The sequence below is a fragment of the Streptomyces sp. NBC_00005 genome, assembly GCF_045160215.1.
GTDB lineage: Bacteria > Actinomycetota > Actinomycetes > Streptomycetales > Streptomycetaceae > Streptomyces.
On the sequence record NZ_CP108316.1, the window covers coordinates 5,395,307 to 5,421,700 of the forward strand.

The following is a 26,394-nucleotide window of genomic DNA, read 5'->3' on the forward strand; positions in this document are numbered from 1 at the left end:
AGTGGGCCCTCGTACGTCGTTAAGGTGAACCCCATGAGCGAACCCCCCCGCTTCGATCGCGGCCACACCGACGACCTCATGTCCTTCCTGACGGCCAGCCCGTCGCCGTACCACGCGGTGGCGAGCGCCGCCGAGCGGCTGGAGAAGGCAGGGTTCAGGCAGGTCGCGGAGACGGACGCCTGGGACGGGACGACCGGCGGCCGGTACGTGCTGCGCGGCGGCGCGATCGTGGCCTGGTACGTCCCCGAGGGAGCGGCGCCCCACACGCCCTTCCGCATCGTCGGCGCGCACACCGACTCCCCGAACCTGCGGGTCAAGCCGCAGCCGGACACCGGGGCGCACGGCTGGCGGCAGGTGGCCGTCGAGATCTACGGCGGACCTCTTCTCAACTCCTGGCTGGACCGGGATCTGGGCCTGGCCGGCCGGCTGACCCTGCGGGACGGCTCGACGCGGCTCGTCAACGTCGACCGGCCGCTGCTCAGGGTCCCCCAGCTCGCCATCCACCTGGACCGTTCGGTGTCGGCGGAGGGCCTCAAGCTCGACAAGCAGCGTCACATGCTGCCGATCTGGGGTCTGAGCAACGACGTGCGCGAGGGGGACCTGATCGCCTTCCTGGAGGAGACCGCGGGGCTCGCGGCGGGCGAGGTCACCGGCTGGGACCTGATGACGCACTCGGTGGAGCCGCCGGCCCATCTGGGCCGCGACAAGGAGCTGGTCGCCGCGCCGCGCATGGACAACCTGCTGTCGGTGCACTCGGGCGTGGCCGCGCTGGCGGCGGTCTCCGGGGGCGACCTCCCCTACATCCCCGTACTGGCGGCCTTCGACCACGAGGAGAACGGCTCGCAGTCGGACACCGGCGCGGACGGGCCGCTGCTCGGCAGCGTGCTGGAGCGTTCGGTGTTCGCGCGCGGAGGGTCGTTCGAGGACCGGGCGAGAGCCTTCGCGGGCACCGTCTGTCTCTCCTCCGACACCGGCCACGCGGTGCACCCCAACTACGCGGAGCGGCACGACCCGACGCACCACCCGCGGGTCAACGGCGGGCCGATCCTCAAGGTCAACGTCAACAACCGCTACGCGACGGACGGTTCGGGCCGCGCGATCTTCGCCGCCGCCTGCGAGAAGGCGAACGTCCCCTTCCAGTCCTTCGTCTCCAACAACGCGATGCCGTGCGGCACGACGATCGGCCCGATCACCGCGGCCCGGCACGGCATCAAGACCGTCGACATCGGCGTCGCGATCCTCTCCATGCACAGCGCGCGGGAGTTGTGCGGCGTGGACGACCCGCATCTGCTGGCGAACGCGCTGGTGGCGTTCCTGGAGGGGTAGTGCGGTGACGTGAGCGGCCGTCGAGCGGTCGCCTCCGCATGGGCACCGGGCCTGCGGGTACCCGCAGTTGACCGGACGACCGGGAAGGCCGGAAGGACCGGACCGACCGGACCGGGCAGGGAGGCGACACTCATGGGCCTCGGTGGATGCATCATCCTCATGGCCGCGGGAGCCATCCTCACGTTCGCGACCGACTGGCACATGCAGGGGGTCAACCTCGACCTCGTCGGCATCATCCTCATGATCGTCGGCCTGATCGGCGTCAGCACCTTCAGCGGTATCGCCCGGCGCCGGCGCGTGGTGGTGCAGCCCACCGCACCGGTCGTCGAGGAAGAAGGGCGCTATCACCGCCGGGACGGCTACAGCGACGGCTACGGCGTCTGAGCATCTCTCCCGGCGAGCACCGGCGGCAGCCGGTCCGCACCGCCTCGGGTGAGGCGGACCGGCACGCCCCCGGGCGCGGTCAGGTGAGCGCGTGGCCGGTGGTCGCGTCCACGTGTCCGGGAACCTCGTCGTGGCGGTCGCCGACCGAGAGGGTGCCGCTGGGCTCGAAGACCAGTATCTCGGTGGGGACGGGCGCGTACGGCTTGTGTTCGATGCCGCGGGGGACCGTGAAGAGCGAGCCGCGCGGGAGGACTAGCGTGCGCTCGCCGTCCGCCTCCCGCAGGGAGATGTGGAGTTCGCCGTCGAGAACCAGGAAGAACTCGTCGGTGTGGTCGTGGACGTGCCAGAGGTGCTCGCCCTCGACCTTCGCGACGCGGACGTCGTAGTCGTTGACGGTGGTGACGATGCGGGGGCTCCACTGGTCGGTGAATGAGGCGAGGGCCTCGGCGAGGGAGGTGGGGCCGCTGGTCCTGGGTTCGCTGGTCTTGGCTTCGCTGGTCATGCACTCATCGTCAGCGGTGGCCCGGTGGGCGCACGAGTGCTAGAAATCGCATATGGCGCAAGGATCCTCTCAACGGCCCAGCAGTCGCCCTCGCTCCCGCCCGCACAAGGTCGCGGTGATCGTCGACGACGGTACGAACCCCTTCGAGGTCGGCGTCGTGACCGAGCTCTTCGGGCTGCCCCGGCCCGAACTCGGGCTGCCGGGCCCCCTCTACGAGGTGACGCTGTGCACGCCCACGCGCGAGGTGCGGATGAACCACGGCTTCTTCACGCTGACCGGGGTGCCCGGCCTGGACGCCGTGGACGACGCGGACACGCTCATCGTGCCCGGCCGGCCCGACAACGTCGTACCGCGCGGGGCCGCAGTACTCGACGCCATCCGGCGCACCCACGCGCGCGGGGCGCGCGTCATGAGCCTGTGCACCGGCAGCTTCGCGCTCGCCGAGGCCGGGCTGCTCGACGGGCGCCGGGCCACCACCCACTGGATGTGGGCCGACGTCTTCCGCGACCTGCACCCGCGGGTCCTGCTGGAGCCCGACGTGCTCTTCGTCGACGAGGGCCGCATCCTGACCGCCGCCGGCAGCGCGGCCGCGCTCGACCTAGGCCTGCACGTCATCAGGCGGGACCACGGCGCGGAGATCGCCAACGCCGTCTCCCGGCGGCTGGTCTTCGCCGCCCACCGGGACGGCGGGCAGCGGCAGTTCGTGGAGCGGCCGGTGCCGGACGTGCCCGAGGAGTCGCTCGCTCCCCTGCTGGCGTGGGCGCAGGAGCGGCTGGGCGAGCCGCTGACCGTGGCGGGCCTGGCGGCTTGGGCGGCCGTCTCCCCCGCCACACTGCACCGGCGCTTCAGGGCGGAGCTCGGTACGACTCCGCTGGCCTGGCTGACGGGGGAGCGGGTGGCGCTCGCCTGCCGGCTGATCGAGCGGGGCGAGGAACGGCTGGACGTGGTGGCGGCGAGGAGCGGCCTCGGGACCGCGGCCAACCTACGCGCGCGCGTGCGGCACGAGACCGGACTCAGCCCGTCGGCCTACCGGCGGCGTTTCGGACCGGCCGCCGGGGAAGCGGTGACGGTATGAGATTCCTCGTACGCGACCGGCTCCTCGGCTTCGGTGACGACTTCTGGATCGAGGACGAGCACGGCAGCAAGGTGTTCCTCGTCGACGGCAAGGCCATGCGGCTCAGGGACACCTTCGAACTGAAGGACACGCAAGGGCGCGTCCTCATCGACATCCACCAGAAGATGTTCGCCCTGCGCGACACGATGGTGATCGAACGGGACGGCGAGGCCCTCGCGCGCATCAAGCGCAAGCGCCTGTCCCTGTTGCGCAACCACTACCGGGTCTCCCTGGTCGACGGCACGGAACTGGACGTCAGCGGCAAGATCCTCGACCGCGAGTTCGCCGTCGAGTACGACGGCGAACTGCTCGCCGTCATCTCGCGCCGCTGGCTGCACGTCCGGGAGACGTACGGCGTCGACGTGGTCCGGGAGGACGCGGATCCGGCGCTGCTGATCGCGGTGACGGTGTGCGTGATCCACCTGGCGGAGAAGGAGAGGGAGGACGACTAGGGCCCTTCTGATGGATCTCCGTGGAAGAAGGAGCGGCGTTCGGTGCGTGCGATCGGCGTGCGGCGTGGAGGGTCATGTGGCGGAGCCACCTGGCCCTTCACGCCGTGCGGTGAGCGTGCGTGCCGGGCGTCGCGACGCCGCGGAGATCCATCAGAAGGGCCCTAGCGCCGATCGGGGCCGAGTTGCGCCGATCGGGGCCGAGTTGCGCCGACCGGGGCCGGGCCGGGGCCACCGGGGCCGGAGCCAAAGCCTGTTCCAGAAGTCCGTGGGCGGGCATCCGGAACAGGCTTCAGGGCCGGCGCGGAGGCTCCAGGCCCAGGAGGCGGTCCTTCAGGGCCGGGAACTGCTCCCGGGTCGTCGCGACCTTCGCCGGGTCGAAGTCGACGGTGAGGATCTCCTCGCCGGCGCCCGCCTGAGCGAGCACCTCGCCCCACGGATCCACCACGATCGAGTGACCCGCCTGCGGAACTCCCGCATGCGTCCCGGCCGTTCCACAGGCAAGCACGAACGCCTGGTTCTCGACCGCCCGCGCCTGGGCCAGCAGCGTCCAGTGCGCCCGGCGGCGCTCCGGCCAGCCCGCCGGGACGACCAGGGTCTCGGCGCCGGCGTCGACGAGACCGCGGAAGAGTTCGGGGAAGCGGAGGTCGTAGCAGGTCGCCACGCCGAGGGTCGTCTCCGGCAGACGGACCGTCACCAGTTCCCGCCCCGCGCCCATCAGCACGGCCTCGCCCTTGTCGAAGCCGAAGAGGTGGATCTTGCGGTAGGCGGCGACCAGATCGCCGGAGGGGGAGAAGACGAGAGACGTGTTGTAGAGGGGGCCTTCGCTCGCGGCGGAGCCGCTGTCGGATGCCGCCCGCTCCGGAATCGAGCCCGCGTGCAGCCAGACGCCCGCGTCGCTCGCGGCCTTCGCCATCGCCTCGTACGTCGGCCCCTCGAGCGGCTCGGCCTCGCGGCCGAAGTCCTCGTAGGCGAAGGCGCCCGTCGTCCACAGCTCCGGCAGCACGACCAGATCGGCCCCGGCCTGATCCCGTACCAGAGAAGCCACTCGCCGCCGACGCGATTCGACCGATTCGTCCTCATCTACGGCGATCTGGATGAGAGAGGCGCGCACACTACCACCGTCCTGGCATTCGACCCGTGCACACGGGCCTACGATCGTCACACGAAAGCACTGCCGGGGTGCCTCACAGCAGCGTAACTTAGCGTTCCAAGACACCCGCCGACAGCAGCCACCTCCCACTGGCAACGCCGCCGCAACCGCCCGTGTACCGACCGCCGAGGGGTCCCGTTCCGTGAGTCTGCATCCCACCCTCCAGCCCTACGCCGACGCCTGGACCCACTCCATCGAAGCGATATCCGAGCTGGTGGGGCCGCTTGTGGAGGGAGAGTGGAACCGGCGGACGCCGTGCCCGGGGTGGTCGATCCGGGACATCGTCTCCCATGTCATCGGCCTCGACTGCGAGATGCTCGGCGACCCGCGCCCCATCCACACGCTGCCGCGCGACCTGTACCACGTCACCAACGACCACCAGCGCTACATGGAGATGCAGGTCGACGTCCGCCGCCACCACACGGCGCCCGAGATGACCTCCGAGCTGGAGTACGTGATCATCCGCCGCAACCGCCAGCTGCGGAACGAGTCGCGCGACCCGGGCACCAAGGTGCGCGGCCCCCTCGGCACCGAGCTCACTCTCGAAGAGGCGGTGCGCGGCCACGCGTTCAACGTGTGGGTGCACGAACAGGATCTGCGTGCCGCCCTCGGGCGGCCCGGCAACCTCGACTCCCCCGGCGCGCACATCGCCCGTGACGTGCTCCTCGGCGAGCTCCCGAGGATCGTCTCCGACGACGCGTCCGCGCCGCGCAGTTCGGCGATCGTCTTCGACGTGCACGGCCCGATCGAGTTCCTGCGCACCATCCGCGTCGACATCCAGGGCCGCGGCACCCTCGAAACCGCCCCTGCCCTCGGCCCCGCCGCCACCCTCACGCTCGACTGGGAGACGTACGTCCGCCTGGCCTGCGGCCGGGTGACGCCGGAGGCCGTCGCGGACCGGGTGAAGGCGGAGGGGGACCCTGCGCTGACGGGGGCGATCCTGCGGAACTTCACGGTGACGTCGTAGGACGTCCGTACGGTCATGCCGTAGGACGTCCGTCGGCGTAGGACGTCCGTCGGCTCAGCGGTCCTCGGTGACCGTCGTCGCGATGCCGTCCTTGATGACGGCCTGGGCCGCGGCGCTCACGATGCCGTGGTCGGCGTCGCGGCGTCGCGGCGTTCGCGTATGACGGTGGCGACGCCCCTCCTGATGATCACGTCGGCGGTGACGGCGGCCTTGTCGGCGGCCGTCTCCAGCTGGTCGAGGGTGCACTGCGGGCGGGCTTCGGAGCGCGGATTGCCGCAGATCACGCCGGCGCCGTAGACCAAGGTGTCGTCGTCGACGAAGAACGCCCGGTCGGCCGTACCGCGCTTGGAGACGACGTACTTGCCCGGGGCGAGGTAGGTGATCGTGCCGCCGGTGACCGTGCGGCTGCTGCTCCGCCCGGAGCCCGATGACCTCCGGGCGGACGAACCGGACGACTTGGAGCGCTTGGACACCGACTTGTGCCGGGAGCTGCCGTGGCTCTTGGAGCCGTGGCTGGTGGAGCTGTGCTGACAAGCCGTCATCAGCAGGCCGGCCGTGATCACGGCGGTGACGAGAGTGGCCTTGCGCAGGTGGCGGTTCAACAGGGGTCCCCTTCAGGAGCGAGGACTGCGTCCGAACGCAGTCGTTTCGTTCGACGACTATGAGGGCCCCCTGACCCTCACGTCACACCCGGCCTCGCTTCACGACACCGCTGTCACATGCCCATGACAGAAGCAACACAGCGCCTGCGAAAGCCGGTTGCGGTGAACCGCTGTGACGAGCCGCTGAACCGCCTCGCGTCACACGGGCACGTGCACCGTCTCCACCCGGCTCGCCACCAGCCGCTCCCGCTCCCGCCGGGCGACCCGCCCGCGCAGCCGCAGGATCTGGCTGATCCCGAGCGCCTGGAGCACGAACACCACGGAGAACGCGACGGTGTAGTTGTCGCCGGTGGCGTCCAGCAGCACCCCGATCGCGAACAGGGTGGTCATCGACGCGACGAAGCCGCCCATGTTGGTGATGCCGGAAGCCGTCCCCTGCCGCTCCGCCGGGTTGGCGGGCCGCGCGAAGTCGAAGCCGATCATCGAGGCCGGCCCGCACGAACCGAGCACCGTGCACAGCACGATCAGCAGCCACATCGGCGCCCGGTCGGCCGGGTAGGCCAGCGTCGCCGCCCACACCACCGCCGTCGCCGCCACGGTCCCGAGCGCCAGCGGCAGCCGCGCCGCGTGGTGCCGGGCGATGATCTGGCCGTAGACGAGCCCGACGACCATGTTCGACAGGACGACCAGCGTCAGCAGTTCGCCGGCCGTGGCGCGGGACAGGCCCTGCGCCTGGACCAGGAACGGCAGGCCCCACAGCAGCAGGAACACCATCGCCGGGAACTGGGTCGTGAAGTGCACCCACAGCCCGAGCCGCGTTCCCGGCTCCCGCCAGGAGGCCGCGATCTGCCGCCGTACGTACGCGGCGCCCTGGTGCGGGAACGGCTCCGGCTCGTGCCCCTCGGGGTGGTCCTTGAGGAACAGCAGGAGCAGGACGAGTACGACGACTCCGGCGAGCGCGCTGCCCGCGAAGGCGGCCGTCCACCCCACCCCGTGCAGCAGCCGGGCGATCACCAGCGTGGAGACCAGGTTGCCCGCCATGCCGGCCAGCCCCGCGAGCTGCGCGACCATCGGCCCGCGCCGCGCCGGGAACCAGCGGGTGCCGAGCCGCAGCACGCTGATGAAGGTGAGCGCGTCACCGCACCCGAGCAGCGCACGCGAGGCGAGAGCCGTGCCGTACGAGGGGGAGAAGGCGAAGCCGAGCTGCCCCGCCGTGAACAGCACGACCCCGATGGTCAGCACCTTCTTGGTGCCGAGCCGGTCCACCAGCAGGCCGACGGGTATCTGCATGCCGGCGTACACGAGCAGTTGCAGGATCGAGAAGGTCGACAGCGCCGAGGCGTTCACATGGAAGCGGTCGGCGGCGTCGAGGCCGGCGACCCCGAGGGACGTACGGAAAATGACGGCGACGAAGTAGACGGAGACGCCGATGCCCCAGACGGCCATCGCACGCCTGCCGCCCGGCGGATCACCGGGCAGGGCGACCGAGGAGGACGAGGAGGCGGAGCTCATCGCACCTCACCCCGCGCGAGGTGCGAGAACCAGCTGACGTGCCGGTGGACGACCCCGACCGCCGCGTCCGCGTCCCCGCCGCGCAGCGCCTCGAGGATCTCCTCGTGCTCGGCGAGGGTCTTGGCGATCCGGTCGGGGTGGGAGTGCATGACGGCGACGCCCATCCGCAGTTGACGGTCGCGCAGCTGGTCGTAGAGGCGGGAGAGGATCGCGTTCCCCCCGCTGCGGACGATCTCGGCGTGGAAGCAGCGGTCGGTGACGGCGGCCCCGGCCAGGTCGCCCGCAGCGGCCTGCGCCTTCTGCTTCGTCAGCAGTTCCTCGAGCCGCTCGACGAGCCCGGCGGGCGCGGGCACGGCCTTGCGCGCCGCATGCTCCTCGACCAGCAGCCTGGTCTCCACGACGTCCGCGATCTCCTGGGCGGACACCGGCAGGACGAGGGCTCCCTTTTTCGGGTAGAGCTTGATCAGCCCTTCCACCTCGAGGCGCAGCAGCGCCTCGCGCACCGGAGTGCGGGAGACGCCCACGGCCTCGGCGAGTTCGCCCTCGGTCAGAAGGGTCCCGCCCTCGTAGCGGCGCTCGAGGACACCCTGCTTGACGTGGGCGTAGACGCGCTCGGCGGCGGGTGGTTGCTTGATACTCAGGGTCCCCGGGCTGGTCATGCGAACAGCATAGATACAACACGTACGCATGAGGGGGCCCGTCCAGTATCCGGACCGGTTGCTGTCCGATCGCTGTCCAAACGACCCCCGCCTCAGCAACCACGCAACCTTCTGTGCTACTTACGTGTCACACACGTGCGGCCCCACCTTCTCTTCCCCTCCAACTCGGCCGCATCTCAGGGGCATTAACCGCAATCGGGGTATTTCACTTGATTACTGCCATCACCGGCACCAAGGGCAGCCGCTATCGCAGAGCCGCCGCGGTCACCGTCACCGCAGGCGCCGTGCTCGCGACCGGAGCCCTGGCCGCCGCGCCCGCGCAGGCCGTCACCACGCCCTCGATCGTGGCCAAGGGCGGCTTCGTGATGAACAACGCGAACGCCAAGACGCTCTACACCAAGGCCGCGGACACCAAGCGCTCCACCGGCTCCACCACCAAGATCATGACCGCGAAGGTCGTGCTCGCGTCGTCGAACCTGAACCTCGACGCCAAGGTCACGATCCAGAAGGCTTACAGCGACTACGTCGTCGCCAACAACGCCTCCCAGGCCCACCTGATCGTCGGCGACAAGGTCACCGTCCGTCAGCTGCTCTACGGCCTGATGCTGCCGTCGGGCTGCGACGCCGCCTACGCGCTCGCCGACAAGTTCGGCTCGGGCTCGACGCGGGCCAAGCGCGTGTCGAGCTTCATCGGCAAGATGAACACCGCCGCGAAGAACCTGGGCCTGAAGAACACGAAGTTCGACTCGTTCGACGGCATAGGGAATGGCAACAACTACTCGACGCCGCGGGACCTGACGAAGATCGCCAGCAGCGCGATGAAGAACTCCACGTTCCGCACCATCGTGAAGACGAAGAAGTACACCGCGAAGACCATCACCAAGACGGGCAGCACCCGCACGATGGCCGCGTGGACCAACACCAACGGTCTGCTGAGCAGCTACAGCGGCACGATCGGCGTGAAGACGGGCTCCGGCCCCGAGGCCAAGTACTGCCTCGTCTTCGCCGCCACCCGCGGCGGCAAGACGGTCATCGGCACCGTCCTCGCCTCCAGCTCGATCGCCCAGCGCGAGTCGGACGCGAAGAAGCTGATGAACTACGGGTTCGCGAAGCTCGGCTGACGCCGACGCGGTCCGCGTGACCGCCGCACTCGACCGAAGGGCCTGTCGCCGACGGCGATGGGCCCTTCAGTATCGAGGGGACCCTTCAGCATGGGGGCGGCAAACTCCCATGCCGGCAGCGGACTTGGGCCTCTAGAGTCGCCCGGGTGACCGAGCCCTCGTATCTCGCCGCGGTCCGGGAGTCGTACGACACCGTCGCCGCCGCATACGCCGAACAGGTCAAGTCCCCCGCGGAACTGGATCCGTTGTCCCGCGCCGTGCTGGCCGCGTTCGCGGAGATCGTGCGGGAGGCCGAGCTCGGGCCGGTCGGGGACCTGGGCTGCGGACCGGGTTTCGTGACGGCGCACCTGGCCGGGCTGGGGGTGCCCGCCTTCGGCGTCGACCTGTCGCCCAGGATGGTCGAACTGGCCCGCCGAGCCCATCCGGACCTGGCCTTCACGGTCGGTTCGATGACCGCCCTGCCCATCGAGGACGACACCCTCGGCGGCATCCTGGCCTACTACTCCACCCACCACACCCCGCCGGATCTACTGCCGCTCGTCTACGCCGAGTTCCACCGGACACTCGCACCCGGCGGCTGTCTGATGCTGGCCGGTCACGTGGGAGACGGCGAGTGTGTCCGGCCGACGCAGGCGTACGGCGGACATCCGGTCTCGTACGAGTCCCATCTGCTGCCGGTGGAACGGCTCGTGGAGCTGGTGGAGGGAGCCGGGCTGGTCGTGACGGCGCGGGTCGTGCTGGAGCCGGAGGAGGGGCGGAAGCGGAGGGGCGCGGCACTTGTGGTAGGCAAGCCCGCACGGATCGCTACACCAGGCGGTGACACCGCGTAGCGGTATCAGCGATCTCTTCCCTCGCAATCGTGAACATCCTTGCGTGAGCTGGCACATCCGATTTCTTCCGCCTTACGTTCCGCAGCGGAGGTGGTTCACATGATCGAACCCAGCAAGCACCAGCCCGCCCCGAGGGCACAGCAAGACGCGATCGACGCCGGCGACTTCGTGTACGCGGCTACCGGAGCCCGCGTCCGGAGGCTGACGATGCCGGACGGGACGCATTGGTTTCCGGCGGTGGACGTCTGCAAGGAACTGGGGCACACCAACTCTCGGAAGGCGCTCTCCGACCATGTCCCCAAAGAGCACCGAGAGAACGTCGAGACCGTAACTGGAGGTTACGGTCTCAGCGTTCCCGCAGGTCGAGAGTGGCGCCGAGACATGAATCTCATCGATCTCCAGGGGCTGATCCTTCTCGTCAACGCCTGCACCAAGCCGGACTGCGCGCCCTTCAAGCAGTGGGTCGCCGAGGTCATCGAGACCATTCAGCGGGAGGGTACCTACACCCTGGAAGAGGCCGAGGTACAGCCCGCCGACCCGGGCGCCCCCGTCGCGTACGCCATGCCGGAGCAGGTGGCCGAGGCCATCGTCCGGCTGGAGGAGCGCAACCTTCAGGCCGACGAACAATTCGCCGCTGCACAGCACAAGTCACTCGCCCTGCAACAGGAGATGGCAGAGACACAACAGGAGATGGTGGCGACACAACAGGAAATGGTGGCCACGCAGCGAGAGATGATGGAGATGCAACGGGAGATGGTGGAGATGCAACGTGCCACCCTCACCGCCCAGCAAGCCATCGCCCAGGCCATGGAACGCATCGCGAACCGGCTCGACGTCCTGGCCCTCGACCGTCCCGCGCCCAACGGGACCCTCACGGCTCAGCCCACCACGGAGTCCGTACTGGCCGACTGGCGGCGGCGGTTGTCCGTGACGGAGGACGTGTGGACGGTGGCCGTGGTGATCGCTCCGGTTCTCGTCGAGCAGGGTGAGCTCCGCGAGCCGCTGGAATCGATCGCGGCCCGTACCGGTCTGCCTGTCCGCCGCGTCAACGAATGCCTGCGCATGCTGCGCAAGCACGCCTGCATCCACTCGCGGGGCGGCAGCGAGGACGGTGAGCCGGTCTACGTTCTCCACCGTCACTGAGCGACCTCATAAATGAAGGGGCGGCCGCAACTCCAACTTGCGGCCGTCCCTTCATGTTTCAACCTATACCGCCCGAACCGTCACGCCCAGCCGATCAGCCTTTTCGGCTGCTCCAGAATCGCCGCGACATCCGCGAGCACCTTCGACCCCAACGCCCCGTCCACCAGCCGGTGATCGAAGCTCAGCGCCAGCGTCGTCACCTGGCGGGGCTTCACCTTGCCCTTGTGGACCCACGGCTGGAGCTTGATCGCGCCGACCGCGAGGATCGCGGACTCGCCCGGGTTGAGGATCGGTGTGCCCGTGTCGACGCCGAAGACGCCGACGTTGGTGATGGTCACCGTGCCGCCCTGCATCGCGGCGGGGGACGTCTTGCCCTCACGGGCCGTGGACACCAACTCACCCAGGGACTCCGCCAGTTGCGGCAGCGTCTTGGCGTGCGCGTCCTTGATGTTCGGGACGATCAGGCCGCGGGGGGTGGCCGCGGCGATGCCCAGGTTGACGTAGTGCTTGAGGACGATCTCCTGGTTCGCCTCGTCCCAGGACGCGTTGATGTCCGGGTTGCGCCTGATGGCGACCAGGAGGGCCTTGGCGATCAGGAGGAGCGGGTTCACCCGCAGGCCCTGCAGCCCGTACTCGTCGGACCGCTTGAGCTCCTCCACCAGCTTCATGGTGCGGGTCACGTCGATCGTCACGAACTCCGTGACGTGCGGCGCCGTGAACGCCGAACCCACCATCGCCGCCGCGGTCGCCTTGCGCACGCCCTTGACCGGGATACGGGTCTCGCGTGCCGTGTCGTACGTCGCAACGGGCGCCGGCGGCACCGAAACAGCGGGAGCCGTCACCGGCTCCGGGGCCGGCGGAGCCACCGCCGCGTGGACGTCCTCGCGCGTGATGATGCCGTCCGGGCCCGACGGGGTGACCGTGGCCAGGTCGACGCCCAGGTCCTTCGCCAGCTTGCGCACCGGCGGCTTGGCGAGGGGACGGGACTGCTCGGCCGTCGTCCCGGGCGCCGCGACCGGCCCGTGGCCGTTCAGCTCCGGCTGGATCACCGTCGAGGCCTGGGAGACCACGACCTCGGGGCCCTTGCGCGGGCGGCGCTTGGTGGAGGACGTGGCGACGCCGTAGCCGACCAGCACCGGGGTGCGGCCCGAGCCCTCGGGCTTCTTCTCCTCCGCGTCCCCGGCGGCCGCGGGTGCCTCGGCCGGCGCCTGCGCGGGAACCTCCGCGGGAGCCGCGGCCCCGCCCGACACGTCCACCGCGATGATCGACGTCCCCACGTCCACCGTGGTGCCCTCGGGGAAGTGCAGGTCGCGGACTACCCCGTCGTACGGGATGGGCAGTTCCACCGCCGCCTTCGCGGTCTCGACCTCGCACACCACCTGACCGTCGGTGACCGTGTCGCCGGGCTGGACGTACCACTTGAGGATCTCGGCCTCGGTGAGGCCCTCGCCCACGTCCGGCATCTTGAACTCGCGTACGGACGCTTCCGTCATCGTCGTCACGACCCTCTCCTCAGTACGCCAGGGCGCGGTCGACGGCGTCGAGCACCCGGTCCAGGCCCGGCAGGTACTCCTCCTCCAGGCGGGCCGGCGGGTACGGGGCGTGGTACCCGCCCACGCGCAGGACCGGTGCCTCCAGGTGGTAGAAGCAGCGCTCCGTGATGCGGGCGGCGATCTCCGCGCCCGAACCGAGGAACACCGGCGCCTCGTGGACCACGACCAGGCGGCGGGTCTTCTCCACCGACGTCTGGATCGAGTCGAAGTCCATCGGAGACATCGAGCGCAGGTCCAGGACCTCCAGGGACTTGCCCTCCTCGGCGGCCGCGTCGGCCACCTCCTGGCAGAGCTTCACCATCGGGCCGTACGCGGCGAGGGTCAGGTCCGTGCCCTCGCGGACGACCTGTGCCTTGTGCAGCGGGCCGGGGATGGCCTCGGTGTTGACCTCGGCCTTGTCCCAGTATCGCCGCTTCGGCTCGAAGAAGATCACCGGGTCGTCGCTCTGGATGGCCTGCTGCATCATCCAGTAGCCGTCCGACGCGTTGGAGGGGCTGACCACCTTCAGGCCCGCCACGTGCGCGAAGAGCGCCTCGGGGGACTCGGAGTGGTGCTCCACCGCGCCGATGCCGCCGCCGTAGGGGATGCGGACGACGACCGGGAGCTTGACCTTGCCCAGGGAGCGCGCGTGCATCTTCGCGAGCTGGGTGACGATCTGGTCGTAGGCGGGGAAGACGAAGCCGTCGAACTGGATCTCCACGACCGGGCGGTAGCCGCGCAGGGCCAGGCCGATGGCGGTGCCCACGATGCCGGACTCGGCCAGCGGGGTGTCGATGACCCGGCTCTCGCCGAAGTCCTTCTGCAGGCCGTCCGTCACCCGGAAGACGCCGCCGAGCTTGCCGACGTCCTCGCCCATGATGAGGACCTTGGGGTCGGCATCCAGGGCACGGCGCAGGGACTCGTTGATGGCCTTGGCCAGAGCCATGTTTTTGAATGTCACAGCCTCTGCCATTTCAGTGGCCCCCCTCATCCGCGAACGACGCCTGGTAGGCGGCGAACTGGGCTCGCTCCTCGTCGACGAGCGCGTGCCCGTCCGCGTACACGTTCTCGAAGATGGCGAAGTGGTCCGGGTCGGGCATGGCGCGGACCGCCTCACGCACTCGTTTGCCCAACGTCTCGCTCTCGGCCTCGAGTTCCGCGAAGAATCCCTCGTCCGCGTGGTTTGAAGCCTCCAGGTACCGGCGCAGCCGCAGGATCGGGTCCTTCGCCTCCCAGGCCTCGCGCTCCTCGTCGGCCCGGTACTTCGTCGGGTCGTCGGAGGTGGTGTGGGCGCCCATGCGGTACGTGTACGCCTCGACGAGGGTGGGGCCCTCGCCGCTGCGGGCGCGCTCCAGGGCCCACTTCGTCACCGCGAGGCAGGCCAGTACGTCGTTGCCGTCGACCCGTACACCGGGGAAGCCGTAGCCCTGTGCGCGCTGGTAGAGCGGCACGCGGGTCTGCTTCTCGGTCGGCTCGGAGATCGCCCACTGGTTGTTCTGGCAGAAGAACACCACCGGGGCGTTGTAGACCGCGGAGAAGGTGAACGATTCGGCCACGTCGCCCTGGCTGCTCGCGCCGTCGCCGAAGTAGGCGATCACCGCGCTGTCCGCGCCGTCCTTGGCCACGCCCATCGCATAGCCCGTCGCGTGCAGCGTCTGGGAGCCGATGACGATCGTGTAGAGATGGAAGTTGTTGCTGTTGGGGTCCCAGCCGCCGTTGTTCACGCCGCGGAACATGCCGAGCAGGTTGGTCGGGTCGACCCCGCGGCACCAGGCGACGCCGTGCTCGCGGTAGGTCGGGAAGACGTAGTCGTCCTCGCGGGTGGCCCGGCCGGAGCCGATCTGGGCGGCCTCCTGGCCCAGCAGCGAGGCCCACAGGCCCAGCTCGCCCTGGCGCTGCAGGGAGGTGGCCTCGGCGTCGAAGCGGCGGGTGAGCACCATGTCGCGGTACAGACCGCGGAGCTCGTCGGGGGTGATGTCGGCGACGTACTTGTCGTACGCGGCGTTCTCCGGGTTCTTCAGGCGCTCGCCCTCGGGCGTCAGCAGCTGTACGAGCTCGGGGTCGGTGCCCGCCGCTTTCTTCGCGGTCGTGCGCTTGCCGGCCGTGCTCTTGGTTCCGGCGCTGCGTCGCGGCTTGCGCGCGGCAGTGCTCTCCACGGTCACGTGTGCTCCTCCGTCGGTCCGGCTACCCGGGTTCGCCGGGCGCCAGTGCGGCTCACCTGCGTCCCACGGACGCACAGGGTGGGTGCGGCCCGATCGGGTACAGGCGTGACAGGTGCCCCGGCGAGCGCCCTGCAGTAGGCACGTTACCCAGTGCTCCACATTTCTGTGAAACCCCTCCTGACCTGCGATTTTGCTTTGATTTCCAAGTAAATCGCGAAAGTCGGGAAGTCTCCCTGGTCACAGCCTTGCAGGGGGCCGGAACAACGGCACGTTATCCCGGTGACCCATGTCACGGGAAGAGTTCACCTCGGGCGGGGCTTCCCGTCACGCGAGCGGGGCCGCTCGCCGTGGTGAAACGCCCGCACATCGTGGCGGACGGCCGGGCGCCGCGGCCCGGAACGTCACTTCGAGCACATGCCGTGACCGATTGCGACTGCCTGTGACAACGCCCAGCTCACAGCCCCGGATCGTGCCCTAGCATCTGGCGCGTGCCGCGCTCCTCCGTACCACCCCACGTGCCTCACGCGCCCCCACTGGGCGCCCTGCTGCGCCAGTTCTCCGCCGGTTCCGCCGTCACCTGCGAGCCCGTCGACCAGGGCCTGCTCAACCGCGGCTACCGCCTGTGCACCACCCGCGGCCGCTACTTCCTCAAGCACCACTTCGACCCCGAGACCGCCGATCCGGCCGCGATCGCCCGCCAGCACCGGGCCACCCAGCGCCTGGCCGACCTGGGCGTTCCGGTGGCACCGCCGCTGGCGGGCCGGGACGGACGTACGGTCGCCGTCGTCGGCGGACACGCGTACGCGCTGCACCCCTGGATCGACGGCCGCCACCGGCACGGCGGGCAGCTCACCACCGGGCAGTGCGGACGGCTCGGGGCGCTGCTGGGGGTGGTACACGCGAGCCTGGAGCACGTGATGCCGCCGCACGCGCGGGCGCGCACGGATCCCGCGGCCGCCGACCCCGCCGCCACGTTCACCCTCATCGACGACCTGCTCGGCCAGGTACGCCGTCACCGGCCCGCCGACTCCTTCGACGAACTGGCCCGCCACCGCCTCCTGGAACGGCGCGCGCTCCTGGAACAGCACGCCGACAGACGTCCCGCGCGCGGGAGCTCGGTGGGCTGGGTGCACGGGGACTTCCACCCGTTCAACCTGCTCTACCGGGGAGACGCACCCGCCGCGATCGTCGACTGGGACCGGCTGGGCCTCGGACCGCGCGCGGAGGAGGCAGTGCGCGCGGCCGCGATCTTCTTCGTACGGCCGGTGGGCGCGCTCGACCTGCCGAAGGTACGGGCGTACGCACGCGCGTACCGACGCGCGGCCGGTGCCACGCCCTCCCAGCTCGCGACGGCGGTGCACCGCGTGTGGTGGGAACGCCTCAACGACTTCTGGATGCTGCGCTGGCACTACGAACGCGGCGACACCCGAGCCGATCCCCAGTTTCCGGCGGCCTCGGCGCTGGCCGTGTGGTGGACGCGGGAGTACGACGCGGTGTGCGACGCGTTCGTCGAGTGACACGGTGCAGGGGCGCAGGGGCTTCGGACCAGGGGTACAGGGGTTCCGACAAACAGCACGCGCGCGTGGAGCCTCTTACGGCCCTACGCGCGCGTGATGGTGATCGGCCCCTGGGTCAGCCGAGACCGCCGACCCCGGCCGCCGTGCCGCCGGAGTCGTCACCGCCGCCCGTCGGGTCCGGGCTGCCCGTGTCCTGGGACTGCGTCGCGGTCGGCTCGTCGGTGGGCTCCTGCGTCGTCGGATCGTCCGACGGCTCGCTGGACGGCTGGTTCGTGGCGCTCTGGGACGGCGTGTACGAGGGCGTGTACGACGGCGTGTAGTCCCCGGACCCGGAGCTCGAGTTGCTGTCGTCCGTGGACGTGTCCGTCGACTCGTCGGTCGACTCGTCGGTCGGCGACTCGGAGGCCGTGTCGTCCTTGGTGGTCTGCGAGGTGGTCGGCGACTGCGTGGTCCCCTTGCCGCCACCGCCACCGCCCCCGTTGTTCAGGGCCAGTGCGACGCCCGCGGCGATGGCGATCACCGCGAGCACGGCGAGGATCCACAGCTTGCCGCGGCCGCTGCCGCGGTTGCCGTTCCCCTCGAAGCCGCCGTCGTCCCCACCGCCGTAGCCGCCCCCGTAGCCGGAGGGCAGGATCGGCTGCGGGATCTGCGTCGTACCGGAGGAGTCGCCGGGGTGGGGCATCGCCGTCGTGCTCGCGAAGCCCGCCGCCGGGGTGTGCCGGCCCTCGTGCACGGTGACCGGGCCGGTGTTCCAGGTGCCGGTGTGGCCGCCCTGTTCGTAGAGCATCTGCAGCCCGTACTGGACGAGGCCGCGCATCTCCTCGGCGGTCTGGAAGCGGTCGTCCGGCTCCTTGGCCAGCGAGCGCATGACGAGGCCGTCGAGCTCCGGCGGGGTGGCGTCGGAGACCTGGGACGGCGGCGTCGGGATGTCCTGGACGTGCTGGTAGACCACCGACAGCGGGGTCTCACCGGTGAACGGGGGCCGCAGCGCGAGGAGTTCGTAGAGCAGGCAGCCGGTCGCGTACAGGTCGGAGCGGTGGTCGACGGCCTTGCCCAGCGCCTGCTCCGGGGAGAGGTACTGCGGCGTGCCCATGACCATGCCGGTCTGCGTCATCGTCGACTGCGCGCCGTGCAGGGCACGCGCGATGCCGAAGTCCATCACCTTGACCGCGCCGGTGTGCGTGATGATCACGTTCGCCGGCTTGATGTCGCGGTGCACGATGCCGTGCTGGTGCGAATAGGCGAGCGCCTCCAGGACACCGGAGACGATGATCAGGGCCTGCTCGGGGCCGGGCGCCTCGGCGTTGATGAGGAGGTCCCGGATGGTCCGTCCCTCGACGATCTCCATCACGATGTAGGGGACCGCGTGGGCGCCCCCCGCGCCGTAGCCGCTCATGGGCGCCGCGTCCTCGCCGGAGTCGTACACGGCGACGATCGCGTGGTGGTTGAGGCCGGCCACCGACTGGGCCTCGCGCGTGAAGCGGGCCTTGGAGACCGGGTCCTCGGCGAGGTCGGCACGGAGCAGCTTGACCGCGACGGTGCGCCCGAGGCGCACGTCCTCGGCGGCGAACACCTCGGCCATGCCGCCCCGGCCGAGTCTGCGGGTCAGCCGGTACCGGCCGTCCCCGACCAGTCCGCCGTTGCCCCACATTTCCGGCGCATCTGACATACCGCCGCCAGTCGCCTCGGGGTCGGACGGGCCCTGGGCGCGCTGCTGCTGTGCCATCAGTCCTCGCCGTCGTTTCTGCCCGCGGTGCGCGCGGTGTTGTTACGGTCTCCGTCGGCCACGCTACAGCCTCGACGCAAGCCGCCGGTCCGAGAAGGGGGCCGGAACCGGCATGCGACGGACCGGCCATCAAACCCTCACCTCATACTGTCGTGCAAATTCTGTGTACCGCCGGTACAGCCTCTGTAACGCTCCCGCGACGCTTCTATCGCGTACGGTCACGGATCGGGCACCGAGCTTGACGTGTCAGTGCCCTGGGGCAGACTTGGCCGGGAATAGCACTTTGGATCAACGACAGTCAACGGCGCCTGAAGGCCCACGGGGGAAGCGGAACATGAGCCAGGACGGCGCACAGGGCCGGTACGCGGGGCGGGCGCTGGCCGGCGGCCGCTATCAACTGCGCGACTTGCTCGGCGAAGGCGGCATGGCCTCGGTGCACCTCGCGTACGACGCCGTGCTCGACCGCCAGGTCGCGGTCAAAACGCTCCACACCGACCTGGGGCGGGAACAGGCCTTCCGCGAGCGCTTCCGCCGCGAGGCCCAGGCCGTGGCCAAGCTCACGCACACCAACATCGTCTCGGTCTTCGACACCGGCGAGGACAACCTCGACGGGATGACGACGCCGTACATCGTCATGGAGTACATCGAGGGCCGCCCGCTGGGCTCGGTACTCGACCAGGACGTACAGCAGTTCGGCGCGATGCCCGCCGACAAGGCGCTGAAGATCACCGCGGACGTGCTCGCGGCGCTGGAGATCAGCCACGAGATGGGCCTGGTCCACCGGGACATCAAGCCGGGCAACGTGATGATGACCAAGCGCGGCGTCGTCAAGGTGATGGACTTCGGCATCGCGCGCGCGATGCAGTCCGGCGTGACGTCGATGACGCAGACCGGCATGGTCGTCGGCACCCCGCAGTACCTCTCGCCCGAGCAGGCGCTGGGCCGGGGCGTGGACGCCCGGTCGGACCTGTACTCGGTCGGCATCATGCTGTTCCAACTGGTCACCGGGCGGCTGCCGTTCGAGGCGGACTCGCCGCTGGCCATCGCGTACGCGCATGTGCAGGAGGAGCCGGTCGCTCCCTCCTCGATCAACCGGGCGCTGCCTCCCGCGGTGGACGCGCTGGTCGCCCGCGCGCTGAAGAAGAACCCGAACGAGCGCTTCCCGAGCTCCGAGTCCATGCGCGACGAGTGCCTGCGGGTGGCCGCTTCCTTCCATGCCACCCCGCCGAGCATCGTGCCGGGCGCGCACACCCCGAGCGGCGCCGGCGTCGGCTCCGCGGTGTTCCCGCCGGTCGACCAGTCGACCCCGGCGCCGGCGGGCCCCGTACAGACTCCGTACCAGCCGACCCCGAACCCGTACGGCACCCCGACGCCCTCCCCGGCGTACGGCTACCCGCAGCAGGGCGGCTACCAGACGCCGTCCCCGTACGCGCAGCCGCAGACCCCGCCGCCGTACAACATCACGCCGCAGCCCGCCGCGGCCCCCTCGGGCGGCGGAAAGAACAACAAGCCGGTGATCATCGGCTCGATCGTCGTCTCGATCGTCGCCGTCGGCGGCCTGATCGCGGCGCTGATGTTCAACGGCGGCGACGGAGGCAACGAGGGCAAGGGCGGCGGCAGCAGCACGAGCGCTTCGGCGACGAAGGCGGCGGGCTACCGCGGGCCGGACACGACGAAGAAGATCGAGCAGAGCGAGTGCAAGGAGCCGCAGGAGTCGTACAACGACCCCGACAAGATCCAGCTGCCAGACTTCCGCTTCAAGTACATCCAGTCGGTCAAGGAGTGCCTCCAGGCCGCGGGCTGGGAGCTGAAGATCAAGAAGGTCGACGAGAACACCTACGGCGAGGGCGCGGTCATCGACCAGTTCCCCTCCGCCGACACGGACCTCGACCCGAAGAACATGCCGGAGATCGAGCTCAGCGTCTCGACGGGCAACCCGCCGTCCTGACCTGGCGACGCGCATCGTGTGAAGGGCCCGGCAGCCGAAGCTGCCGGGCCCTTTCGTGTACGTCCCTGTCGTGTACGGGTTTTACAGGTACGGTCCGCCCGAGCGGCCGGCCGCCTGGCCGTCCTCGCCCATCTCGTGGCCGACACCCGGCGGAAGCGCCCGGCGCATCTGCTCCAACTGGGCCCGCGCGGCCATCTGCTGGGCGAACAGCGTGGTCTGGATCCCGTGGAAGAGACCCTCAAGCCAGCCCACCAACTGGGCCTGCGCGATACGCAGTTCGGAGTCGCTGGGGGTGCCTTCGTCCTGGAAGGGCAGGGACAGGCGCTCCAGTTCCTCGACCAGCTCCGGCGCCAGCCCGTCCTCCAGCTCCTTCACCGAGCTGCGGTGGATCTCCTTGAGCCGGGCCCGGCTCGCCTCGTCCAGAGGAGCCGCGCGCACCTCCTCCAGGAGCTGCTTGATCATGCTGCCGATCCGCATCACCTTGGCCGGCTGCTCGACCTGCTCCGTCACCGGGATCTCGCGGGAGTCCTCGGCTGTGCCGCCGCCAATCGCCATGCCGTCCTGGCCCACGACCAGGATCTGGGGATTCTCCGGCGACCTGTCGTTCCTCGGCATCTCCATGCCGCCATTCTCTCGCACCCGTGCATCTCATCACCGTGGTGCCCCCCGTGGAGGGTGATCCACCGTTTACGGACCAGGAGTTTCCGTCCTCAGCCGCAGCAGCCGGGCCTCGCAGTGGTCCAGCCAGCGGATCTCGGCCTCCGTGTGACAGATGAGCTGCTCCAGGACCAGCAGCCGCGCCACCTCGTCCGGATGCTCGGGCGCCCGCACGAGCGCCTGCGCCCGCTGCCGCACATACTCGTGCAGCGCGTCCGTCACCTGCCGGCGCTGCGCCTCGACGACCTTCCGTACGTCGGCGCCAGGCGCACCGACCGCCAGCACCAGCTTGATCGCCAGCTCGTCGGGCGGCGGACCGGCCCGGTCCACGGGACGCGCGAACCAGTCCCGCAGCTCGGCCCGGCCGGCCCCGGTCAGCGCGTACCGCACCCGGCCCGCCTCGTCCTCGCCGTCCTGGACGACCATCCCGTCCCGCTCCAGCCGGCCGAGGGTCGTGCGGACCTGCCCGGTGTTCAGCGGCCAGGTACCACCCGTCCGCGCCTCGAACTCGGTGCGCAGCCGTGAAGCGTGGCGGGGGCCGTGTTCGAGGAGCGCCAGCAGTCCGTGACGTATCGACATACCCGGATTGTGCAGCGGGTTCGGATTTTTGGCGGAACCCAGAATGCCGGAAGTACGGGCCGATGTGACGCTTGGGACGTGACTCCATGGCTGCGTGCTTTGCAGGGGGCCGGACTGGTGGTGGGGGTGGGGGCGGGCGTGCTCGTGTTCCCTTACGGGGGTGGAGCGTCGTACGGGGCTGTTGCGTCGTACGGGAGCGCTTCGTCGTACGGGAGTGTTTCGAGATTCGCGCCCGTCTCGTCGTACGGCGCCGTATCGACGCCCGGAGCTGTATCGACCCACGGCGCTGCATCGACGCACGACGCCTGGCGCACTCCCCGTGACGACCACAGCCACGGTGACGAGCGCACCCCCGCTGCCGGACCCACGGCCACCGCATCCGCGTCCGCCTCCTCCACCCCCTCCCCCAAGCCGTCGCGCGCCGGGAGTGTGGCGGGCGAGGGGCGGGAGCGGCCCGGGCGGCGGGAGACCGCGGCGGAGGACGAGTCCACGGGGGATTCCGTGGACCAGAGCCCCGACGAGGCCGACGAGGGCGGGGACACGGCGTACCAGGAGGGCGAGGACGCGGGGGAGGAGGAGGCCGGCGGCGATGCGTCCGCGTCGCCGCCCGCGGAAGCCGGTCTGGTGCCCTCCGCACCCCCGCAGCGCCCGGTGCAGCAGGCCGAGCAACCCACCGAGCCCGTCCTGCGGATCCTGCCGCTGGGCAGCGGACTGGTCCTGATCGGGCTCGGTCTGGGACTCGCCTTCATCGGCCTGCGGCTGCGGCGGACCTAGGAACTCGGCGGCCTCGGCGCCCCGGCCGACTCAGGGCACGACCAGCAGCACCTTGCCCACATGGCCGCTCTCCTCCACGACCCGGTGGGCCGCGGCCGCGTCGCTCATCGGGAGTTCGCGGTCGACGACCGGGCGGACGTGGCCGCCGTCCAGCAGGGGCCACACATGCTCGCGTACGGCCGCGACGATCGCCGCCTTCTCGCCGAGGGGGCGGGCGCGCAGCGAGGTCGCGCTGATCGCGGCCCGCTTGGTCAGGAGCGTGGCGATGTTCAGCTCGCCCTTGATGCCGCCCTGCATGCCGATGATCGCGAGGCGGCCGTTGACGGCGAGGGTCTGGACGTTGCGGTCCAGGTACTTGGCGCCCATGTTGTCGAGGATGACGTCGGCGCCCGCGCCGTCCGTGGCCTTCTTGACCTCGGCGACGAAGTCCTGCTCCCGGTAGTTGATCAGGACGTCCGCACCCAGTGCGGCGCAGCGGTCCAGCTTCTCCGGGGTGCCCGCCGTGACGGCGACCTTGGCGCCGACGGCCTTGGCCAGCTGGATGGCCATCGTGCCGATGCCGCTGGAGCCGCCGTGCACGAGCAGCGTCTCGCCGGGGAGCAGATGGGCGACCATGAAGACGTTCGACCAGACCGTGCAGACCACCTCGGGCAGCGCGGCGGCCTGCTTGAGGTCGATGCCCTTGGGGACGGGCAGCAGCTGGCCGGCCGGGATCGCGACCTTCTCGGCGTAGCCGCCGCCCGCGAGCAGCGCGCACACCTCGTCGCCGACGGCCCAGCCGGAGACACCGGGGCCGGTCTCGATGATCCGGCCGGAGCATTCCAGGCCGGGGTAGGGGGACGCGCCGGGCGGCGGGTTGTAGAAGCCCTGCCGCTGCAGGATGTCGGCGCGGTTGACGGCGCCGGCCACCACCTCGACCAGCACCTCGCCCTCGCCGGCCACCGGATCCGGGACCTCGTCCCACACCAGCGCCTCGGGCCCACCAGGTTCGGGAATCGTGATCGCATGCATGAGGGGGACGCTACCCCTCGTCGTCCCGGGGTCACCGGGTGAGGGCCCGCGCCGAAAAAAGTATGCGATCACCGATGAGTTCCGGCGAAGGTAAAGGTCTCCCCATGCGTAACCCATGTGCGCGGAAGGACACCCCACCATGACCCAGCACACGTCCGGCCTGGCGATCGAGACCGCGGGCCTGATGAAGACGTTCGGCGAGACCCGGGCCGTGGACGGGGTGGACCTCGCCGTTCCGGCCGGCACGGTCTACGGCCTCCTCGGCCCGAACGGCGCCGGCAAGACGACCACCGTGAAGATGCTGGCCACACTGTTGCGTCCGGACGGCGGCCAGGCCCATGTCTTCGGCCACGACATCGTGCGCGAGGCCGACGAGGTCCGCAGCCGCGTCAGCCTCACCGGCCAGTACGCCTCCGTCGACGAGGACCTCACCGGCACCGAGAACCTGATCCTGCTGGGCCGCCTCCTCGGCCACGACAAGAGGGCCGCGCGGGTGCGTTCCGGGCAGCTCCTGGAGGCCTTCGGGCTGACGGAGGCCGCCGGAAAGCAGGTCAAGCACTACTCGGGCGGCATGCGGCGCCGTATCGACATCGCCGCGTCCATCCTCAACACCCCCGACCTGCTGTTCCTCGACGAGCCGACCACCGGGCTCGACCCGCGCAGCCGCAACCAGGTCTGGGACATCGTGCGCGCGGTCGTCGCCCAGGGCACGACGGTGCTGCTGACCACGCAGTACCTGGACGAGGCCGACCAGCTGGCGTCCCGGATCGCCGTCATCGACCACGGCAGGGTCATCGCCGAGGGCACCAAGGGCGAGCTGAAGGCGTCCGTCGGCGCCGGTTCCGTACATCTGCGACTGCGGGACGCGGGGCAGCGGCCCGAGGCGGCCGAGGTGCTGCGTCGGACCCTGGACGCGCAGGTCCAGCTGGAGCCCGACCCGGTCGCCCTCACGGCCCGCGTCGGTACGGCGACCAGTGGCATCGCCGCCGAGCAGGCCGCCCGGGCGCTGGGCGAACTGGCCCGCGCCGGGGTCGTCGTCGACAACTTCTCGCTGGGGCAGCCCAGCCTGGACGAGGTGTTCCTCGCCCTCACCGGACACGACACCAAGGACCACGAGACGAGCGAGGCAGCCGCATGAGCACCGCGACCACCACCGATACCAAGGACCTCGCCCCGGTCAGCGCCGAGTCGCTCGCCGCGCTGCTCGTCGCCGGGGAGCGGCCGCCGCGACCGAGTGCCCTGTCGGCCTCGCTGACCTTCGGCTGGCGGGCGATCCTGAAGATCAAGCACGTGCCGGAGCAGCTCTTCGACGTGACCGCGTTCCCGATCATGATGGTGCTGATGTACACGTACCTGTTCGGGGGCGCCCTGGCCGGGTCGCCGACGGAGTACATCCAGTTCCTGCTGCCGGGCATCCTCGTGATGTCGGTCGTGATGATCACGATGTACACCGGTGTTTCGGTGAACACCGACATCGAGAAGGGCGTCTTCGACCGGTTCCGTACGCTGCCCATCTGGCGGCCGTCGGTGATGGTCGGCTATCTGCTCGGCGACGCCCTGCGCTACACGATCGCGTCCGTCGTGATGCTCACCGTCGGCATGATCCTCGGCTACCGCCCGGACGGCGGGGTCGGCGGGGTGCTCGCCGGGATCGCGCTGCTGGTCGTGTTCTCGTTCGCGTTCTCGTGGATCTGGACGATGTTCGGGCTGCTGCTGCGCACCGAGAAGTCGGTGATGGGCGTCAGCATGATGGTGATCTTCCCGTTGACCTTCCTGTCCAACGTCTTCGTCGACCCGAGCACCATGCCTGGCTGGCTGCAGGCCTTCGTCAACAACAGCCCGATCACCCATCTGTCCTCGGCGGTGCGCGGGCTGATGGCCGGTGACTGGCCGGCGGACGAGGTCGCCTGGTCGCTGGGCTGGGCGGGCCTGTTCGTGCTGGTCTTCGGGCCGGTCACGATGCGCCTCTACAACCGCAAGTAGGACTCGGTCCTGCCGGGTTCCCGGGGCTCAGTCCTGTCGGAGGGGCCGGACGTCGGGTGCGATATGTGCGCCCGGCGTCGCCCGCACGATCGTGATCAGCCGGTCCGTCAACTGCAGTGTCCCGAGGGCCGGATCGTCGTATCCGAGCACCCGGTGCCCGCGTACGACGCTCACCACCAGGTCCTCCGTCTCGCGCGGGCGCTTGCCCACCTCGGCCTTTATGACCGGGCGTTCGACCATGTCGAGCCCGCTGCCCTGCTGAATGAGGTCCTCCATCACCATGCCGGCCGCCGGGCTCAGCACGGACAGGCCGAGCAGGCGGCCGGCCGCGCTGGCGCTGGTGATGACCGCGTCGGCGCCGGACTGCTGGAGCAGCGGCGCGTTCTCCTCCTCGCGCACCGCGGCCACGATCTTCGCGGCGCGGTTGAGCTGCCGGGCCGTCAGGGTGACGAGCACGGCCGTGTCGTCGCGCTGGGTGGCGATGATGATCTGCCGGGCCCGGTGCACCTCGGCCCGCCTGAGCACGTCGCTGCGCGTCGCGTCCCCCATCACTCCGACGTAGCCGTCGGCCGTCGCGGCGTCGATCACCTTGGCGGCGGGGTCGACCACGACGACCTGTTCCTTCTTCAGCCCCGTCGCACACACGGTCTGGATCGCCGAGCGCCCCTTCGTCCCGAAGCCGACGACGACGGTGTGGTCGCGCAAGGTGGACCTCCAGCGGTTTCCCGAAAGTACCCTAAGAG

25 protein-coding genes and 1 pseudogene are annotated in these 26,394 nt (G+C 70.3%); 13 read left to right on the forward strand and 13 right to left on the reverse strand.

What is annotated here, in order from left to right; all coding sequences use genetic code 11:
• The first annotated feature begins 33 nt into the window (after window positions 1-33).
• Both OG303_RS24745 and OG303_RS24750 read left to right on the forward strand, forming a co-directional pair.
• Window positions 34-1,326, forward strand: coding sequence for a M18 family aminopeptidase (locus tag OG303_RS24745; protein WP_405870961.1), 1,293 nt, complete (start codon window positions 34-36; stop codon window positions 1,324-1,326).
• 132 nt (window positions 1,327-1,458) lie between these two features.
• Window positions 1,459-1,710, forward strand: a complete 252-nt coding sequence (locus OG303_RS24750) for a DUF6458 family protein (RefSeq protein ID WP_405870963.1) — start codon at window positions 1,459-1,461, stop codon at window positions 1,708-1,710.
• A 79-nt stretch (window positions 1,711-1,789) separates the two neighbouring features.
• Here the strand turns inward: OG303_RS24750 and OG303_RS24755 are convergent, their stop codons facing one another.
• The gene (locus OG303_RS24755) at window positions 1,790-2,212 is read right to left on the reverse strand and encodes a cupin domain-containing protein (protein ID WP_405870964.1); all 423 of its coding nucleotides are present in this window, start codon (window positions 2,210-2,212) and stop codon (window positions 1,790-1,792) included.
• A gap of 52 nt (window positions 2,213-2,264) precedes the next feature.
• Here OG303_RS24755 and OG303_RS24760 point away from each other — a divergent pair, with 52 nt between their 5' ends.
• Entirely contained in the window at window positions 2,265-3,287 is a 1,023-nt protein-coding gene (locus OG303_RS24760) for a GlxA family transcriptional regulator (RefSeq protein ID WP_405870965.1), read from the forward strand.
• Window positions 3,284-3,778, forward strand: a complete 495-nt coding sequence (locus OG303_RS24765) for an LURP-one-related/scramblase family protein (protein ID WP_405870966.1) — start codon at window positions 3,284-3,286, stop codon at window positions 3,776-3,778. Before OG303_RS24760 ends, OG303_RS24765 begins: the two co-directional genes overlap by 4 nt.
• 289 nt (window positions 3,779-4,067) lie before the next feature.
• On the opposite strand, the gene OG303_RS24770 is transcribed toward OG303_RS24765, so the two are convergent.
• The gene (locus OG303_RS24770; RefSeq protein WP_405870968.1) at window positions 4,068-4,889 is read right to left on the reverse strand and encodes a carbon-nitrogen family hydrolase; all 822 of its coding nucleotides are present in this window, start codon (window positions 4,887-4,889) and stop codon (window positions 4,068-4,070) included.
• Window positions 4,890-5,070: 181 nt separating this feature from the next.
• Between OG303_RS24770 and OG303_RS24775 the strand changes: the two genes are divergently transcribed.
• A complete protein-coding gene (locus OG303_RS24775; RefSeq protein ID WP_405870969.1) occupies window positions 5,071-5,895 on the forward strand; it encodes a maleylpyruvate isomerase family mycothiol-dependent enzyme in 825 nt (274 codons plus the stop codon).
• 116 nt (window positions 5,896-6,011) lie between these two features.
• Here the strand turns inward: OG303_RS24775 and OG303_RS24780 are convergent, their stop codons facing one another.
• The 3 genes from OG303_RS24780 to OG303_RS24790 form a co-directional block, all read right to left on the reverse strand.
• The gene (locus OG303_RS24780; RefSeq protein ID WP_405870970.1) at window positions 6,012-6,497 is read right to left on the reverse strand and encodes a hypothetical protein; all 486 of its coding nucleotides are present in this window, start codon (window positions 6,495-6,497) and stop codon (window positions 6,012-6,014) included.
• Window positions 6,498-6,695: 198 nt separating this feature from the next.
• Complete coding sequence (locus OG303_RS24785; protein WP_405870972.1) at window positions 6,696-8,009, reverse strand: nitrate/nitrite transporter; 1,314 nt, start codon at window positions 8,007-8,009, stop codon at window positions 6,696-6,698.
• Window positions 8,006-8,668: a GntR family transcriptional regulator gene (locus tag OG303_RS24790; RefSeq protein ID WP_405870974.1), complete on the reverse strand. Its 663-nt coding sequence runs from the start codon at window positions 8,666-8,668 to the stop codon at window positions 8,006-8,008. The genes OG303_RS24785 and OG303_RS24790 overlap by 4 nt, the downstream gene beginning before the upstream one ends.
• 209 nt (window positions 8,669-8,877) lie before the next feature.
• Between OG303_RS24790 and OG303_RS24795 the strand changes: the two genes are divergently transcribed.
• From OG303_RS24795 to OG303_RS24805, 3 genes are all read left to right on the forward strand, one after another.
• Entirely contained in the window at window positions 8,878-9,789 is a 912-nt protein-coding gene (locus tag OG303_RS24795; protein ID WP_405870975.1) for a D-alanyl-D-alanine carboxypeptidase family protein, read from the forward strand.
• Between the two features lie 146 nt (window positions 9,790-9,935).
• On the forward strand, window positions 9,936-10,619 hold the full coding sequence (locus OG303_RS24800) for a class I SAM-dependent methyltransferase (protein ID WP_405870976.1): 684 nt from the start codon (window positions 9,936-9,938) through the stop codon (window positions 10,617-10,619).
• Between the two features lie 99 nt (window positions 10,620-10,718).
• Complete coding sequence (locus OG303_RS24805) at window positions 10,719-11,762, forward strand: BRO family protein (protein ID WP_405870977.1); 1,044 nt, start codon at window positions 10,719-10,721, stop codon at window positions 11,760-11,762.
• Between the two features lie 80 nt (window positions 11,763-11,842).
• On the opposite strand, the gene OG303_RS24810 is transcribed toward OG303_RS24805, so the two are convergent.
• From OG303_RS24810 to pdhA, 3 genes are read right to left on the reverse strand one after another with little or no spacing between them, the layout of a single operon-like run.
• Window positions 11,843-13,264: a dihydrolipoamide acetyltransferase family protein gene (locus tag OG303_RS24810; protein WP_405870978.1), complete on the reverse strand. Its 1,422-nt coding sequence runs from the start codon at window positions 13,262-13,264 to the stop codon at window positions 11,843-11,845.
• Between the two features lie 10 nt (window positions 13,265-13,274).
• Complete coding sequence (locus tag OG303_RS24815; protein WP_405870979.1) at window positions 13,275-14,267, reverse strand: alpha-ketoacid dehydrogenase subunit beta; 993 nt, start codon at window positions 14,265-14,267, stop codon at window positions 13,275-13,277.
• 1 nt (window position 14,268) lies between these two features.
• Window positions 14,269-15,456, reverse strand: coding sequence for a pyruvate dehydrogenase (acetyl-transferring) E1 component subunit alpha (gene pdhA / locus OG303_RS24820; protein ID WP_405870980.1), 1,188 nt, complete (start codon window positions 15,454-15,456; stop codon window positions 14,269-14,271).
• 515 nt (window positions 15,457-15,971) lie between these two features.
• On the opposite strand from pdhA, the gene OG303_RS24825 reads away from it, so the two are divergent.
• On the forward strand, window positions 15,972-16,973 hold the full coding sequence (locus tag OG303_RS24825; protein WP_405877464.1) for a phosphotransferase: 1,002 nt from the start codon (window positions 15,972-15,974) through the stop codon (window positions 16,971-16,973).
• 115 nt (window positions 16,974-17,088) lie between these two features.
• Here OG303_RS24825 and OG303_RS24830 read toward each other — a convergent pair whose 3' ends face one another.
• Window positions 17,089-18,699, reverse strand: coding sequence for a protein kinase domain-containing protein (locus tag OG303_RS24830; RefSeq protein ID WP_405870981.1), 1,611 nt, complete (start codon window positions 18,697-18,699; stop codon window positions 17,089-17,091).
• Between the two features lie 334 nt (window positions 18,700-19,033).
• Between OG303_RS24830 and OG303_RS24835 the strand changes: the two genes are divergently transcribed.
• Window positions 19,034-20,647: a protein kinase domain-containing protein gene (locus OG303_RS24835; RefSeq protein ID WP_405870982.1), complete on the forward strand. Its 1,614-nt coding sequence runs from the start codon at window positions 19,034-19,036 to the stop codon at window positions 20,645-20,647.
• Between the two features lie 81 nt (window positions 20,648-20,728).
• Here the strand turns inward: OG303_RS24835 and OG303_RS24840 are convergent, their stop codons facing one another.
• The gene (locus OG303_RS24840) at window positions 20,729-21,268 is read right to left on the reverse strand and encodes a bacterial proteasome activator family protein (RefSeq protein WP_405870983.1); all 540 of its coding nucleotides are present in this window, start codon (window positions 21,266-21,268) and stop codon (window positions 20,729-20,731) included.
• 66 nt (window positions 21,269-21,334) lie between these two features.
• Window positions 21,335-21,883: a PadR family transcriptional regulator gene (locus OG303_RS24845; protein WP_405870984.1), complete on the reverse strand. Its 549-nt coding sequence runs from the start codon at window positions 21,881-21,883 to the stop codon at window positions 21,335-21,337.
• Between the two features lie 78 nt (window positions 21,884-21,961).
• Here OG303_RS24845 and OG303_RS24850 point away from each other — a divergent pair, with 78 nt between their 5' ends.
• Window positions 21,962-22,657, forward strand: coding sequence for a hypothetical protein (locus tag OG303_RS24850; protein ID WP_405870986.1), 696 nt, complete (start codon window positions 21,962-21,964; stop codon window positions 22,655-22,657).
• A gap of 30 nt (window positions 22,658-22,687) precedes the next feature.
• Here the strand turns inward: OG303_RS24850 and OG303_RS24855 are convergent, their stop codons facing one another.
• The gene (locus OG303_RS24855) at window positions 22,688-23,668 is read right to left on the reverse strand and encodes an NAD(P)H-quinone oxidoreductase (RefSeq protein ID WP_405870988.1); all 981 of its coding nucleotides are present in this window, start codon (window positions 23,666-23,668) and stop codon (window positions 22,688-22,690) included.
• Window positions 23,669-23,807: 139 nt separating this feature from the next.
• On the opposite strand from OG303_RS24855, the gene OG303_RS24860 reads away from it, so the two are divergent.
• Together OG303_RS24860 and OG303_RS24865 are read left to right on the forward strand one after the other, a co-directional pair.
• Window positions 23,808-24,806 carry an ATP-binding cassette domain-containing protein gene (locus OG303_RS24860; RefSeq protein ID WP_405870990.1) on the forward strand — a complete coding sequence of 333 codons (999 nt, stop codon included), beginning with the start codon at window positions 23,808-23,810 and terminating at the stop codon, window positions 24,804-24,806.
• Window positions 24,803-25,651 (forward strand): ABC transporter permease, encoded by an 849-nt coding sequence (locus OG303_RS24865; RefSeq protein WP_405870992.1) that lies wholly within the window; start codon window positions 24,803-24,805, stop codon window positions 25,649-25,651. The genes OG303_RS24860 and OG303_RS24865 overlap by 4 nt, the downstream gene beginning before the upstream one ends.
• Window positions 25,652-25,678: 27 nt before the next feature.
• Here OG303_RS24865 and OG303_RS24870 read toward each other — a convergent pair.
• A pseudogene (locus OG303_RS24870) lies at window positions 25,679-26,374 on the reverse strand (potassium channel family protein); the annotation flags it as partial.
• Window positions 26,375-26,394: the final 20 nt, after the last annotated feature.

Coding starts and splice junctions, on each gene's coding strand:
- OG303_RS24765 (WP_405870966.1), top strand. CDS start 3,284: ATGAGATTCCTCGTACGCGACCGGCTCCTCGGCTTCGGTGACGACTTC.
- OG303_RS24785 (WP_405870972.1), bottom strand. CDS start 8,009: ATGAGCTCCGCCTCCTCGTCCTCCTCGGTCGCCCTGCCCGGTGATCCG.
- OG303_RS24760 (WP_405870965.1), top strand. CDS start 2,265: ATGGCGCAAGGATCCTCTCAACGGCCCAGCAGTCGCCCTCGCTCCCGC.
- OG303_RS24750 (WP_405870963.1), top strand. CDS start 1,459: ATGGGCCTCGGTGGATGCATCATCCTCATGGCCGCGGGAGCCATCCTC.
- OG303_RS24790 (WP_405870974.1), bottom strand. CDS start 8,668: ATGACCAGCCCGGGGACCCTGAGTATCAAGCAACCACCCGCCGCCGAG.
- OG303_RS24835 (WP_405870982.1), top strand. CDS start 19,034: ATGAGCCAGGACGGCGCACAGGGCCGGTACGCGGGGCGGGCGCTGGCC.
- OG303_RS24855 (WP_405870988.1), bottom strand. CDS start 23,668: ATGCATGCGATCACGATTCCCGAACCTGGTGGGCCCGAGGCGCTGGTG.
- OG303_RS24840 (WP_405870983.1), bottom strand. CDS start 21,268: ATGGAGATGCCGAGGAACGACAGGTCGCCGGAGAATCCCCAGATCCTG.
- OG303_RS24860 (WP_405870990.1), top strand. CDS start 23,808: ATGACCCAGCACACGTCCGGCCTGGCGATCGAGACCGCGGGCCTGATG.
- OG303_RS24815 (WP_405870979.1), bottom strand. CDS start 14,267: ATGGCAGAGGCTGTGACATTCAAAAACATGGCTCTGGCCAAGGCCATC.
- OG303_RS24830 (WP_405870981.1), bottom strand. CDS start 18,699: ATGGCACAGCAGCAGCGCGCCCAGGGCCCGTCCGACCCCGAGGCGACT.
- OG303_RS24865 (WP_405870992.1), top strand. CDS start 24,803: ATGAGCACCGCGACCACCACCGATACCAAGGACCTCGCCCCGGTCAGC.
- OG303_RS24755 (WP_405870964.1), bottom strand. CDS start 2,212: ATGACCAGCGAAGCCAAGACCAGCGAACCCAGGACCAGCGGCCCCACC.
- OG303_RS24845 (WP_405870984.1), bottom strand. CDS start 21,883: ATGTCGATACGTCACGGACTGCTGGCGCTCCTCGAACACGGCCCCCGC.
- OG303_RS24745 (WP_405870961.1), top strand. CDS start 34: ATGAGCGAACCCCCCCGCTTCGATCGCGGCCACACCGACGACCTCATG.
- OG303_RS24805 (WP_405870977.1), top strand. CDS start 10,719: ATGATCGAACCCAGCAAGCACCAGCCCGCCCCGAGGGCACAGCAAGAC.